Origin of the sequence: Streptomyces sp. NPDC091272 (assembly GCF_044757485.1) — a bacterium.
GTDB lineage: Bacteria > Actinomycetota > Actinomycetes > Streptomycetales > Streptomycetaceae > Streptomyces.
In genome coordinates, this window is sequence record NZ_JBIVVC010000017.1 from 93160 (window position 1) to 107220 (window position 14061).

General features: G+C 72.6%; 7 protein-coding genes. 5 read left to right on the forward strand and 2 right to left on the reverse strand.

Features of this window, described 5'->3' with window-relative positions:
* Positions 1-154: 154 nt before the first annotated feature.
* Complete coding sequence (locus tag ACIQM4_RS32795) at positions 155-1852, reverse strand: serine/threonine-protein kinase (protein WP_401598948.1); 1698 nt, start codon at positions 1850-1852, stop codon at positions 155-157.
* A 584-nt stretch (positions 1853-2436) separates the two neighbouring features.
* On the opposite strand from ACIQM4_RS32795, the gene ACIQM4_RS32800 reads away from it, so the two are divergent.
* The 5 genes from ACIQM4_RS32800 (at position 2437) to ACIQM4_RS32820 (ending at position 13068) form a co-directional block, all read left to right on the forward strand.
* Positions 2437-6432, forward strand: a complete 3996-nt coding sequence (locus tag ACIQM4_RS32800) for an FtsK/SpoIIIE domain-containing protein (protein ID WP_401598949.1) — start codon at positions 2437-2439, stop codon at positions 6430-6432.
* A 232-nt stretch (positions 6433-6664) separates the two neighbouring features.
* Complete coding sequence (locus tag ACIQM4_RS32805; protein ID WP_401598951.1) at positions 6665-8083, forward strand: ABC transporter substrate-binding protein; 1419 nt, start codon at positions 6665-6667, stop codon at positions 8081-8083.
* A 4-nt stretch (positions 8084-8087) separates the two neighbouring features.
* Positions 8088-9443 carry a carbohydrate ABC transporter permease gene (locus ACIQM4_RS32810; RefSeq protein ID WP_401598953.1) on the forward strand — a complete coding sequence of 452 codons (1356 nt, stop codon included), beginning with the start codon at positions 8088-8090 and terminating at the stop codon, positions 9441-9443.
* Positions 9440-10321 carry a carbohydrate ABC transporter permease gene (locus tag ACIQM4_RS32815; RefSeq protein ID WP_401598954.1) on the forward strand — a complete coding sequence of 294 codons (882 nt, stop codon included), beginning with the start codon at positions 9440-9442 and terminating at the stop codon, positions 10319-10321. Before ACIQM4_RS32810 ends, ACIQM4_RS32815 begins: the two co-directional genes overlap by 4 nt.
* Positions 10322-10548: 227 nt before the next feature.
* Complete coding sequence (locus ACIQM4_RS32820) at positions 10549-13068, forward strand: CDP-glycerol glycerophosphotransferase family protein (RefSeq protein WP_401598956.1); 2520 nt, start codon at positions 10549-10551, stop codon at positions 13066-13068.
* On the opposite strand, the gene ACIQM4_RS32825 is transcribed toward ACIQM4_RS32820, so the two are convergent.
* Entirely contained in the window at positions 13058-13894 is an 837-nt protein-coding gene (locus tag ACIQM4_RS32825) for a TylF/MycF/NovP-related O-methyltransferase (RefSeq protein WP_401598958.1), read from the reverse strand. The genes ACIQM4_RS32820 and ACIQM4_RS32825 overlap by 11 nt on opposite strands.
* Positions 13895-14061 lie beyond the last annotated feature (167 nt).

The following is a 14061-nucleotide window of genomic DNA, read 5'->3' on the forward strand; positions in this document are numbered from 1 at the left end:
ACGGTGTCACTCCGCACTTCCGGGGGTGAAATCCACCCCCGGAAGTCGACATGTCTCTTCAGTCGGTGCCCGGGGCGGGCCTACCGGCGGGATGACCGACGGCTTCCCCGGCGTCCTCCGCGACGCCCTCCGCGGAGGGGAGCCGCCGGTTTCCTCACGGCTTGGAGCCGCCCAGGTCCTCGAAGAACTTCACCGCGCTGTTCCACAGGTCGCCGATCTGCGCGAAGAAGCCCTGGGTGGTGCCGATCCACTCCTGGAGCGGCGTCAGCTCCCAGATCAGCCAGGCCGCGACGAACAGCAGGACGACGGTGAACAGACAGCCCTTGAGGCAGCCGAGTCCGGGGATCCGCATCGGGTTGGCGCTGCGGCGGCGCGGTTCCCTCGGCGGGCGGGGCTCTCGCGGCGCGGGCGCCTGGGGCTGCTGGGGCTGCGGCGGCTGGGGCGCGTACCGCTGCTGCGGGGGCGGCGCCTGGGGCTGGTGCTGCTGCGGGGCGTAGTTCTGCTGCGGCGGCTGCTGGCGCTGCTGCCGCTGGGGCGGGCGCTGCTGCTGCGGCTGGTACTGCTGCTGGTTCTGCTGGTGCTGGGGCGGCTGCTGGGGCTGCTGGCGTTGCGGGCGGCGGCGCAGCGGGTCCTGGCTGGGGTCCAGGTACTGCACGGACGTCTGCTCGTTGCGGTCACGGGCCGCGCGCAGCTGGTTCTGCCAGGGGTGCGGGTCCTCGGGCCCGGCCCCGGAGGGCGAGCCGGCGGGCGCACCGCCGGGCCGCGGCGGCACCGGCGGCATGACGGCCGTCGGGTCGGCGGCGCCGCGCGGGCCGTTGCCCGCGCCCGTGGCGGGCAGCACGCTCGTCGCACCCTGGGGGTCGTACGATCCCGCGTTGCTCGGCAGCACCTGGGTGGGGTCCGCGTCGCCCGTGGCGCCGGTCTCGGGCACGGGGGCGGGCGCCGGGTCGGGTGCGAGCAGCGCGCCGACCCCCATGGCCGCCTCGACCTGCGCGGCCGTGGAGTGCACACCGATCCCGGCGGCGACGGTGCGCAGCGCGCGGCCCAGGTTCTCGGCGCTCGGCCGCTCGTCGGGCTCCTTGCGCAGGCAGCGCTCGATGACCGTCCACAGGGGTTCGGGGACGGTGGTGGGACGGCGCGGCTCCTCGCTGAGGTGCCGGTGCAGCACCTCCAGGGCGGTGCCGCCCGCGAACGGGGGCCTGCCGGTGACCAGCTCGTACATCAGGATGCCCGCGCCGTAGATGTCGACGGCGGAGGTCTGCGGGCGGCCCTCGGCGGACTCCGGCGCCACGTACGCCGGCGTGCCGACGAACTCGTGGGTGCGGGTGAGCCCCGGGGAGTCCGCGAGGCGGGCGATGCCGAAGTCGGTGAGCATCGGGTGCATCGCACCGTCGCGCTCGTCGAGCAGTACGTTCGCGGGCTTGAGGTCGCGGTGCACGACTCCGTCCGCGTGGCTCGCGGCGAGGGCGTCGGCGATCTGTGCCGTCAGCAGGGCGGCTGCGACGGGCGTGAGGGGTCCGTTCTCACGGAGGTAACGGTGCAGGTCGGGCCCGTCGACCAGGTCCATGACGAGGGCGAGCAGATCGCCCTCGACGACGAGGTCGCGGGTGCGCACGATGTTGGGGTGGGTGAGGCGCAGGAGTACGGAGCGTTCGCGCAGGAAGCGCATCACCACGTCCGCGTCGTTCGCCAGCTCCTCCTTGAGGACCTTGATGGCGACGGTCTCGCCGGGCTGGCCCGCGACGGCCGCCTCGGCCCCTGCGGTCTCCCGCTGGCGGGCCCGCCAGACGGTGCCTGTGGCTCCGCGCCCGAGCGGCTGCTCAAGCAGGTACTTGCTGCCTACCGGCCGCACGTCATGCACTCCCTGCTGGTCGGTGACTGACCCTGATCGTGGTTCGCGTATCGGACTGCTGGTGTTGCGCCGCCGGTCTTCTTTCCGGTTGCCCAACTCTAGTGCCGCCGAACGGAGCACCGGCCGGGCCCGCGTCCCGCGTTCCGGCAGCGGGCGGCGGACGGCGTTCCGCACGCACCGCACACGTGTTCCCGGGGAAGACGCGTGCGCCGGGCGGATGGTTGCCGCACGCCCGTGCGGGGTGGGTCACTGTCGTTCGGCGGGCCGCCCCGGCAGCGCTCCGTGCACGGCGCCGCCCTGTCCGAGCATGCCTCATACAGGATCTTTTGCGCCCACAGCCGACCATTCAAGATCACTTGGTGACGGGCGGCGGGCGGGTTGTCAGTGGCAGGTGCGAGGATGCCATCAGCACAGACCTCTGGGGTAGGCGAGGGCGCACAAGTCCCTCAACACCCGGCGGTGGGTGCCGACCTGTACCGGACGACGCGTCCGTGCCGGGTGGGGGACTTCGCGGGGGCGGCGGCTGGACGGCTCCCTCTCGGCCCCGCCGCCGGGCACCGCGCGCAGAAGGGACCGCTGACGCGATGCAGATCCGGCTGACCGTCCTCGCGCCGCGCAGCGGCCAGAGCAGAGTGACCACCACGGGGGCCCCGGTGCCCGGGGCCGCTGCGGGCGCCGTCGCGCCGGGCGCCCCCGGCTCCGCGACACGCGCCCCCGCGGTCTGCGACGTGCTCGTGACCGCGCCCGCCGGGACCGCGCTGGAAGCCGTCGCCTCCGGGCTCGCCGCCGCGGTGCAGGGCCAGGGCAGCCAGGAGACGACGGGCGCGGTGGTGGTGTACGCCGGGCGCGAGCGCCTCGACGCACAGCGCTGCGCCCTGGGCGAGCCCCCGCTGGTGGACGGCGCGGTCCTCTCGCTCCAGACCCCGGCGGACGAGGAGGCCCCCGAGCTGTCCGACCTGGCGCAGCTCCAGGTGGTGGCGGGCCCCGACGCGGGTGGCGTGCACCTGTTGCACGGCGGCCGGATCCGGATCGGCCGCTCCGACGAGGCGGACGTGCCGCTGGACGACCCCGATGTGTCCCGGCTGCACTGCACGGTGACGCTCGCCGACGACGGCCGGATCACGGTCGCCGACCTCGGCTCCACGAACGGCACGACGCTGGACGGCGTGGACGTCGGCGCCCGGGAGATCAGGTTGGCCCCCGGCGCCCTGCTGCGGGTCGGCGAATCCGCCCTGCGCCTCGCGCCCGCGGGCGCGCACGGCCCGGCGCTGCCCACCGCCCCGGACGGCGAGGGCCATCTGCGGGTGGCCAGGACGGGCACGGCTGCCCCCGCGCCCTCCGCGGGGCGGTACGGCGGCAGCGCGGCGCACCACAGGGTGAGCGGCCGAGCGGCGGCGGAGCACGCCGACGTCCCCCGCCAGGGGGGCCACGGGGCGGCGCCGGCCCAGGGGGCGGGTGCCGATGGCTACGGTTCCGGTGGTCACGGCTCCGACTCTGACGGCTCCGGCGACGGTCGTTACGACTCCGATGGTTACGGCACCGGCGGCTACGGCTCCGGCGCGTCCGTCCCGCCCCCCGGTGGTTACCCGGCTGCCCCCTCCCCCGCCCCGGGCGGCGGGCAGTGGGCCTTCGGTGGGCACCCCGACCGTACGCACGGAGCGGGACGGGTCATCGGGTCCAACGACTTCGGCTCGGCCCAGGGCGCGGTTCCCGGCGCCCCGGCAGGCCGCCAGGACGAGCGCGGGGGCACAAGCGCCCCTGTCGAAGGCCGCGGGCACGGCCGCGACGGCGACCGCGCCCAGGACCGCGGCGGTGAACCCCGACGGCGCGGGGGCATAGGAGGCTGGGCCCGGCGCCTCACCGGAGGCCGCAGCGAGAGCGGCCACGGATACGCGGACGACAGCACCGACGGCCCGCCGCCGCGCACCGCTGCCACCGGCGGGGGGCTCTCCTTCGCGCCCTCGCCCGGCCCCGCGGCCGTCGGCGCCCACCACAGCGCCTCCGGGCCCGCCGGCGCTGTGGCCCCCGACGCCTGGCCCGACGCGGCGACGCTGCTGCTCACCGCGCTCCAGCCGGGGCCCCGGCTCTGGGAGCGCGGCCCCGCCCACCCGGAGTCCCTGGTGCTGCGGCTCGGCACCGCCGACCGGTCGGCGCCCGGCGGCGCGGGCACCCTGCCCGCCGTGCCGGTCACGGTCGGACTGCGGGAGGCGGGCTCGCTGGGAATGGCCGGGCCGCGTGCCCGGCTGGCCGGACTGGCGCGTTCGGTGGTGGCTCAGCTCGCCGCGCTGCACTCCCCGACCGACCTGGAGATCGTCCTGATCAGCGCGGACCGTGCGCGCCCCGCCGGGCAGCGCTCCCAGGAGTGGGGCTGGCTCGGCTGGCTGCCGCATCTGCGTCCCGCGCACGGCCAGGACTGCCGGCTGTTGCTCGCCTACGACCGCGATCAGGCCACGGCCCGCGTCGCCGAGCTCGTACGGCGCACCGAGGAGGGCCCGTTCGACCCGGACGGCCCGCGCACGGTGGTGATCGTCGACGGTGATCCCGGTTCGGCCGGTCTGCGGGAGGCGACCGCCCGGCTCGCCGCGCGGGGCCATGTGCACGGCATCCACCTGCTGTGCCTGGCGGAGACCGCCGCGGCATCCCCTCTCTCGCCGGTCGAGGCGACGTACGGCGCGGCCTGCGCGGCGGCGCCCGCCTTCCGTGAGTGCGGGGCGGTGGCGCTGCTCAGCGGCGACGTCGCCACGGCGGTACGGGTGCTGCGCACCGCCGGCGGGCAGCCCGCGGGGCACGGCACCCTCGCCTCCGTGGACGCGGTGTCGGCGCCGTGGGCGGAGCGCTTCGCGCGCGCCCTGGCCCCGCTGCGTTCGGACGCGGCGGACACCGCGGGGCAGGGGCCCCGGTCCGGCGGCCCGGCGGCCGGCGCCAGGACAGGCCGGCTCACGGCGGCCGCGCTGCCGCCGACCGCACGGCTGCTGGACGAACTGGGCCTGGCCAGGGCGACTCCCGCCTCCCTGATGGCCCGCTGGGCCGCCGCTGCCGACGACGGGCAGGCCCCGGGCGCCACGCGTGCCTGGGCGGTACTGGGAGCGGGGCCGCGCGGTCCGGTCTGCGCGGACCTGGCGACCGACGGACCGCATCTGCTGGTGGAGGGCCCGGCGGGCAGTGGGCGTACGGAACTGCTGCGTTCGGCGGCGGCCTCGCTCGCGGCGGCGGCCAGGCCGGACCGGCTCGCTCTGATCCTGGTCGACGGTGCGGGCGGCGAGCGCGGCGACGGTCTGCGAGCCTGCACCGAACTCCCGCACGTCTCCACGCACCTGGTGGCCTCGGACCCGGTGCGGATGCGCGAGTTCGCGCAGGCGCTGGGTGCCGAGCTGAAGCGCCGCGACGAGTTCCTGGGCCCCCTGGACTTCGCCGACTGGCACGCGGGCAGGGCCCCCCTCCCCTCGCCCGCCCCGGAACCGGGAAGCGTCGCGGGCCATCTCGTGGGCCAGCGCAGGGCCCCGGAGTCTTCCCGTACCGGCACCAGCACATCGGGACCGGCGGGGAGTGCCGGGCCGTCCGCAAGTACCGGCCCGTTCAGCAGTACCGGACCTTCCGCAAGCACCGGCCCGTTCAGCAGTACCGGACCGTCCGCAAGCACCGGCCCGGCCAGCAGTACCGGACCGTCCGCAAGCACCGGTCAGCCCTCCGGAAGTACCGCACCGCCCGGACAGACCGCGCCGTCCGGACAGACCGCGCCGCCCGGCGGCACCGGACCGTCCGCCGGCACCGGACCGTCCGCCGGCGCCGACCTGGATGCCTCCGACAGCCGTAGCACCGTCTCCCGTGCGGGCGGCGGCGGTTACCCGGACGCCGGGCAGGCCGCCCCCGGGGGCGGCGGACAGGACTTCGGCCGGGGTCCCCTTCCGTACGCCTCCATCGGCGCCCAGCGCACGGACACCCGCGCGGCCGACGTCGAGACCGCCGCGACCGGGACCCTGCGACTGCGCCCCGCCGCCACGCGGGAGCGGCAGGCACAGGCCGGCGGCGGCGGTCCTTCGCCGCTGCCCAGGCTGGTGGTGCTGGTGGACGACTTCGACGCCCTGGTGGCCCCCGCCCTCGGCAGCACGGGACGGCCGTCCGCCGGTTCCGTCGTCCGCGCGCTGGAGGCCGTGGCCAGGCACGGCGCGCGGCTCGGTGTGCACCTGGTGGCGGCCACGGCCCGCCCCGAGCGTACGTCCGAGACCGAACTGGCCAAGGGCGAGCGGCTGTTGCGGGTGGTCCTGGACCCGCCGCCCGCGGCGCCCGCACCGGAGGAACCGGCCCCCGGCCGTGGCCGGCTGCTGTACGCCGACGGCACGGTCACCCCGTTCCAGGGGGGCCGGGTCACCGGTCGCATCCCGCGCACGGCGACCCAGCGGCCCACCGTGGTGCCGCTGGAGTGGGAGCGGATGGGCGATCCACCGGCCCGCCGCCCGGTGCGCGAGCTCGGCAACGGCCCCACCGACCTCGCCCTGCTCGCCAGCGCCCTCGACCGCGCGGCCCGTACGGTCAACGCGGCCCCACTGCCCCCGCTGGACGCTCCCCAGGAGGTGCGCTGACCCGGCCGGCCGGGTCCGCCCGGCAGGCTCCGTGATGTCACGAGACCCCTGACTTGCCCCACAAGTCCGCTGACCTGACGTCACGAGCCCATCACAAAAGCCCAGTTGACACCGAAGGCACTATTGCGGGGCACCATCGCCGGGCGTAGGACTGACCCACGAGCACGTGAACGGGACAGTGCACAACGGCGGTCGGGCCGGCCGGACGTGCACAGGAGAGACGGGGCCAGTGATGCGCACAACTTCTCGCCAGCGAAACCAAGAGGTCCGGCGGAAGGCCGCCGGCAGGCCGGGCAGGCAGGCCCGCAGGGCCGCCGTGGCCTTCGCCGCCGTGGGTGCTCTCGCGCTCACCGGCTGCGGCGGCGAGGACAAGCCGGGGGACGCCAAGGAGACCGGGGGGAGCACACCGGCCCAGCCCCCCGCCCAGTCCCTGGAACTGCCCAAGCTGGACGGAGAGAAGCTCCAGGTCATCGCGGTCTGGACCGGTCCCGAGGGCGAGAACTTCAAGAAGGTGCTCAAGGAGTTCGAGAACCGCACCGGGGCGACGGTCAGCTATGTGCCGACCCAGGACGCCATGCTCACGTACCTCGGCTCGAAGATCTCCGGCGGCACCCCGCCGGACGTCGCCCTCCTCCAGCAACCGGGGGCGCTCAAGCAGGCCGTCGAGAAGAAGTGGCTCAAGCCCCTCGACGCCGGCACCCAGGCCCAGTTGGACAAGAACTACTCCAAGGCCTGGAAGGACATCGCGGCCGTCGACGGCACCCAGTACGGGGTGTACTACAAGGCCGCCAACAAGTCCCTGATCTGGTACAACGCCAAGGCCTTCGAGAACGCGGGCGCCTCCGAGCCCAAGACCTGGAAGGACTTCCTCGCCACCGCCGAGACGATCTCCCAGTCCGGTGTCACCCCGGTCTCGGTCGGCGGTTCCGACGGCTGGACCCTCACCGACTGGTTCGAGAACATCTACCTCTCGCAGGCGGGCCCGGAGAAGTACGACCAGCTCGCCCAGCACAAGATCAAGTGGACGGACCCGTCCGTCAAGGCCGCGCTGACCACCCTCGCCGAGCTTTTCGGCAAGGAGAACTACCTGGTCGGCGGGGCCAAGGGCGCGGTCGGCACGCCGTTCCCCAAGTCGGTGGAGCAGACCTTCACCGGTGGTGACACCCCCAAGGGTGCGATGGTCTTCGAGGGCGACTTCGTGGCGGTCAACATCGGCCAGACGAAGGCCAAGCTCGGCACCGACGCCAAGGTGTTCCCGTTCCCCGCGGTCGGCGACAAGTCGCCGGTGGTGACCGGCGGTGACGTGGCGGTGGCGCTGAAGGACACCAAGGCGGCGAAGGCGCTGATGACCTTCCTGGCCTCCACCGACTCCGCGAAGATCTCGGCGGGCGCGGGCGGTTTCATCTCCCCCAACAAGTCCGTGGACATGTCCGCCTACCCCAACGACACGCTGCGCGACATCGCCAAGGCCCTGATCGGGGCGGGCGACGACTTCCGCTTCGACATGTCGGACCAGGCGCCGCAGTCGTTCGGCGGCACGCCGGGCAAGGGCGAGTGGAAGATCCTCCAGGACTTCCTGCGCAACCCGAAGGACATCGCGGGCACGCAGGCGAAGCTGGAGACCGACGCGGCCGCGGCGTACAAGAACTGACGCGATGACATCCGCGACAGCGGGGGGCGCGGCGAGCGTGACGCCGCCCCCCGCCACCCCTGGCAAGCACAAGAGCGTGACAGGCACACGCAAACTGGTCGCGGTCGGCTTCCTGCTGCCCGCACTGGTCCTGCTGGGCGCGCTCGTGGTCTACCCCATCGGGTACTCCGTCTACCGCAGCTTCTTCGACAAGGCCGGCACCGGCTTCGCCGGCTTCGACAACTACGTCAGCCTCTTCACCGACGACACCATCCTGACCGCGATCAAGAACAACCTGATCTGGGTGGTCGTCGCCCCGACCGTCTCCACCGCGCTCGGCCTGATCTTCGCCGTGCTCACCGAGCGGATCCGCTGGGGCACCGCGTTCAAGCTGGTCGTCTTCATGCCGATGGCAATCTCGATGCTCGCCTCCGGCATCATCTTCCGGCTGGTGTACGAGCAGGACCCGGACCGCGGGGTGGCCAACGCGGTCTGGGTGGGCGTGCACGACACGTTCGCCGAGTCCTCGGTCTACCCCAGGGCCCGGCCGCTGCCGGTCCACCCGCTGAAGGCGGCGGGCGGCGGTGCGTACATCACCAAGCAGCCGGTACGGGCCGGGACGCAGGTGAATCTGCCGCTGATCGGCGTGGCCGCAGCCCAGATGCCGGCCGACGTGGGGCTCGCGAAGGCACCGGCGACGGCTCCCGACCGCGTCACCGGGACGGCGTGGCTGGACTTCACCAAGGGTGGCGGCGGCAAGCCGAACGTCATCGACAGCAAGGAGTCCGGCCTCAAGGGGCTCAAGATCGAGGCGGTCAAGGACGGCAAGGTGGTCGATTCCACCGAGGCCGCCGCGGACGGTTCCTTCTCGCTGTCCGCCAAGGCGGAGGGCGCCGAACTCCGGCTGCCCGCAAGCAACTTCCGCGAGCAGTACAACGGCGTCAACTGGCTCGGACCGAGCGTGGTGACCCCCGCCATCATCGGCAGTTACGTGTGGATGTGGGCCGGGTTCGCGATGGTGCTGATCGCGGCGGGCCTCGCGAGTCTGCCCCGGGAACTCCTGGAGGCGGCCCGGGTGGACGGGGCCAACGAGTGGCAGGTGTTCCGCCGCATCACGGTGCCCCTGCTGGCGCCCGTTCTCGCGGTCGTCACCGTCACGCTCATGATCAACGTCCTGAAGATCTTCGACCTGGTCTTCATCATCGCGCCGGGTGACTCGCTGGACGACGCGAACGTCCTCGCGCTCCAGCTCTACCAGTCGTCGTTCGGGGACGACGCGGACCTCGGTATCGGCAGCGCCATCGCGGTGTTGCTGCTGCTGCTGGTGATCCCGGTGATGCTCTTCAATATCCGGCGCATGCGGAAGGAGCAGGGCCGATGACAGTCACCGCCGACATCGTGAAGGCGAAGCGGTCCCTTCCGGCCCGGATCGCGGCCGGAGCCGGCGGCGGTCTGATGCGGATCTTCCTGGTCCTGGTCGGGCTGTTCTGGCTGATGCCGACCGTCGGGCTGATGATCTCGTCACTGCGCGACGCGTCCGACATCGCCGCGAGCGGGTGGTGGAAGGTCTTCACCGCGCCCGCCGAGCTGACCCTCAAGAACTACTCGTCCATCCTTGAGAACGACACCGTCATCAACTCGCTGCTCAGCACGGCCCTGATCACCGTGCCCGCGACGGTGCTCGTCGTGGTGATCGGCGCGTTCGCCGGATACGCCTTCGCCTGGATGGAGTTCCCCGGCCGGGACTGGTGGTTCATGGCGGTCGTGGGGCTGCTGGTGGTGCCGGTGCAGGTGGCACTCGTACCGGTGGCGAAGCTGTTCGGTGTGATCGGCATCTTCGAGACGACGATGGGCGTGGTCCTCTTCCACGTCGCCTTCGGCCTGCCCTTCGCGATCTTCCTGCTCCGCAACTTCTTCGCGGAGATCCCCCGTGAACTCCTGGAGGCGGCGCGGCTGGACGGGGCGGGCGAGATAAGGCTGTTCACCCGGGTCGTCATGCCGCTGGGCGGCCCGGCGATCGCCTCGCTCGGCATCTTCCAGTTCCTGTGGGTGTGGAACGACATGCTGATCGCGCTGATCTTCGCCGACGCCACCAACCCGCCGATCACGGTGGCACTCCAGCAGCAGGTCCGTCAGTTCGGCAACAACATCGACGTGCTGGCGCCCGGGGCGTTCATCTCGATGGTGATCCCGCTGATCGTGTTCTTCGCGTTCCAGAAGCAGTTCGTGTCGGGCGTGATGGCGGGCGCGGTGAAGTAACCGCCGACCGACCCCAGGCCGTGGGTTCGGCCGTGTCAACTCAGTGCCTGATATGGGTGGTTCGGAGATCTGTCTCCGAACCACCCTTGCGTGTCAGCCCTTTTCGGAACTTCCCCCGTATGGCCCATCCGGCGTAACCGACCCCGTCCGGGGCCCGTTGCCGGGCATACGGCCCGTCCGCCTGTCGGCGCGGCCCGTTCTGCCCGCGTCGACCCCATGGATGTGCCGTGCCCCGGTTCAGCGTGATCGTGCCCGCCTACCAGGTCCAGGAATACCTGGAGGAGTGCCTGGACTCGGTACTGGCCCAGTCCTTCGACGACTTCGAGCTGATCGCGGTGGACGACTGCTCGCCGGACGCGTGCGGCGACCTCATCGACGAGTACGCCGCCCGGGACCCACGGGTCGTTCCGGTGCACCTGACGCAGAACGCCGGTCTGGGCAACGCCCGCAACATGGGCATCGACCGCGCACACGGCGACTACCTGCTCTTCCTGGACAGCGACGACACCTTCACCCCCGGCGCCCTCCAGTCGATCTCCGACCGCCTCAAGGAGTCGGACTCCCCCGACGTACTGGTCTTCGACTACGCCCGTACGTTCTGGACGGGCGAGGCCGAACGCAACGCGTTCAGCGCCGAACTGCACGAGCAGGGCCCCGCCTCCTTCGTCCTCGCCGACCGTCCCGGCTTGCTGCGGGTCCTGATGGTTGCCTGGAACAAGGCGTACAGCCGCGAGTTCATCGAGGCCCAAGGCTTCCGCTTCCCCCCGGGCTACTACGAGGACACCCCCTGGACCTATCCGGTCCTGATGTCGGCGTCCTCGCTCGCCACCCTCGACGAGGTCTGCGTCCACTACCGCCAGCGCCGCCAGGGCAACATCCTCTCCACCGTCTCGCGCAAGCACTTCGACCTGTTCGACCAGTACGACCGGGTCTTCGCGTTCCTCGACGCCCACCCGGAACTGGCGGGCTGGCGGCCGGTGATCTACCGCCGCATGATCGACCACTTCGGCACGGTCTTCACCCGGCCCGGCCGCCTGCCCAAGGGCTGCCGCGCCGAGTTCTTCCGCCGGGCCCGCGCACACTGCCGCAAGTACCGCACCCCGGCAGCAGGACCGGCCACCGGAGCCCGACCGGCAGCAGGACCCGTCACCGGAGCCCACCCGACTGCAGGACCGGTCACCGGTACCCACCCGGCCGGCCCGGACGCCACCGCGCAGCGCCCCGGCACCCCCGCCGAGGACGAAGCCGCCTTCCGGCTCGCCGCCGAGCACGCCGCCGGTGTCGCCGGATCGGGCGGCACCGGGGTGTCCGTCGCTCCCCACGTCGCCGACCCTTCGTCCCGCACCAGGCTCCGGCAGGCGCTGGTCCGGCTGGGCCGCCACCGCACGTACCGGGCACTGGCCCTCGGCCAGCTCCTGAGCCGCTCGGTCACCGGACGGGCCCGCGCCGTCCTGCGCATCGCCCGGTCGGCCGCCATGCAGCTGCACTACCGCGTCCAGCTGCGGCTTCCGGTCCGCAAGGACCAGGCGGTGTTCTCCGCGTACTGGAGCCGTGGCTACTCCTGCAACCCGGCCGCGCTGGAGGCCAAGGTCCGCGAACTCGCCCCGCACATCCGCACGTCGTGGATCGCCTCCCCCGCGCACGCCCACACCGTCCCGACCGCCACCCGCCGGCTGCGACCCGGCTCGGCCGCCTACTGGAGCGCGCTGGCCCGCGCCAAGTACCTGGTGAACAACGTCAACTTCGACCACCGACTCGTCAAGCGCCCCGGCCAGGTCCTCCTGCAGACCCAGCACGGCACCCCGCTGAAGTCGATGGGCCTCGACCTCCAGGACCGCCCCGCCGCGGACATGGACTTCGAGCGGCTGCTCGCGAACACCGACAAGTGGGACTACCTGCTCTCCTCCAACCGCCACTCCTCCCTCGTCTGGGGAAGGGCCTACCCCTCCGCCTACACCACCCTCGAACTCGGCTGTCCGCGTAATGACGTCTTCCAGAGCGCCACCGCCGACGACGTCGCCCGGATCCGCGAGTCGCTGAACATCCCCGAAGGCACCACCGCCGTCCTCTACGCCCCGACGCACCGCGACTACCGGCGGACCCAGCGCCTCACGCTCGACCTCGAACGCATCGCCCGGTCCCTCGGGCCCCGGCACGTGATCCTCACCCGTGCCCACTACTTCACCAACGGACCGCTGCACCGCCCGAGTTCCCACAGCAGTGCCCAGATCGTCGACGTCAGCGAACATCACTCGATCGAGTCGCTCTGCCTGGCGTCGGACGCCCTGGTCACGGACTACTCGTCCCTGATGTTCGACTACGCCAACCTCGACCGGCCGATCGTCCTGCACATCGACGACTGGGAGGCGTACGAGGCCGCCCGGGGCACCTACTTCGACATCCGCGAGTTCCCGCCCGGTGCGATCGCCCGCAACGACGACGAGCTGATCGACATCTTCCGGACCGGCCACTGGCGCGGCTCCCGCTCGGCCCAGCTGCGCGCGGCGTTCCGCGCCAGGTTCTGCCCGTACGACGACGGGTTCGCGGCGGAGCGTGTCGTACGCCGGGTCTTCCTGGGCCAGACGGAGGACCTGCCCGGGTTCGTCCCGCCGGCGGAGCGCACCCCTGCCCCGGCGGCCTGCCCGGCCGGGCCCCCGTCCGTACTGCCGGGCCAGCAGGACGCCCGGACACCGGTGCACGCGGGTACGGACGCGAGCGCGCAGCCCGCGTCCCGTCTCACGGCTTGATCGCGATGCGCCCCTCGTCCATGCGCAGCAGCAGCAACTGCTCCCCCGTCTCCTCCAGGAACTCGTCGACGGCCTGGCGGGAGCCCTGCCAGTAGCCGTAGTCGTCGATGAGCAGCACGCCGCCGCTCACCAGGCGCGAGTAGAGGTGCTGCAGCTCGTGCTTGGTCGAGGCGTACCAGTCGGTGTCCAGGCGCAGGATGGAGATCTGCTCGGGAGCCTCGCCCGGGACGGTGTCCTCGACCTTGCCCTGCACGTAGTGGATGCGCTCTTCCGGGTAAGGCACCTTCTCGAAGCCGGACTTGACGTCCTCCAGCGTCGCGACGGCCCAGATCGGCCGGTCCTTGCCCTGGATGTCGAGGAGTTCCTGCGCCGACCTCCCGTCGAGGCGCCTGTCCTCGTCGGTGGGCGGCGTCATCCCCTCGAAGGTGTCGAAGAGGTACAGCTCACGGTCCTCGACACCGGCTGCCAGCAGGGTCTTCGCGCAGGCCTGCATGCTGCCGCCGCGCCACACGCCGCACTCGACGATCGCGCCGGGAATGCTGTGCTTGACGATGTGCCTGGTCGCCAGGATGAAGGCGTTGAGCCGCTCGGGAGAGGTCATCGAATACGGCTTCACCGCCCGGATGATGTCCTTCGCACCGTCGTCGTAGTCGGCGGGGAACTTGATTCCGGGGCTCGGGCTCGGCTTCGGCCTGGCCGCGGGTGCCGGGATCACCGGCACCGGACGCGCCGCCCGTCGGGGACGTTGCCCTGGTACCGGGACGCGTCGCAGCTGGTACCCGGTCAGTTGCTGAAGGACGCCGTTCACGGCGTTACGCCACACCATGCGCACGGACAGTACGCGCAAATGAGGCGGTCTGCCCGCATCTCGTCAACATCTGGCCACTGGTTTCGCGGGTCGTCGACCGCCCGTGGGGACCGCGCCGGACGCGGCGCGTTCCTGCCGTGACCGGTCGGCCGTGGGGTGGCCGACCGTGGGACGCGCGGCCGTGG

Coding starts and splice junctions, on each gene's coding strand:
- ACIQM4_RS32825 (WP_401598958.1), bottom strand. CDS start 13,894: ATGGTGTGGCGTAACGCCGTGAACGGCGTCCTTCAGCAACTGACCGGG.
- ACIQM4_RS32800 (WP_401598949.1), top strand. CDS start 2,437: ATGCAGATCCGGCTGACCGTCCTCGCGCCGCGCAGCGGCCAGAGCAGA.
- ACIQM4_RS32805 (WP_401598951.1), top strand. CDS start 6,665: ATGCGCACAACTTCTCGCCAGCGAAACCAAGAGGTCCGGCGGAAGGCC.
- ACIQM4_RS32810 (WP_401598953.1), top strand. CDS start 8,088: ATGACATCCGCGACAGCGGGGGGCGCGGCGAGCGTGACGCCGCCCCCC.
- ACIQM4_RS32815 (WP_401598954.1), top strand. CDS start 9,440: ATGACAGTCACCGCCGACATCGTGAAGGCGAAGCGGTCCCTTCCGGCC.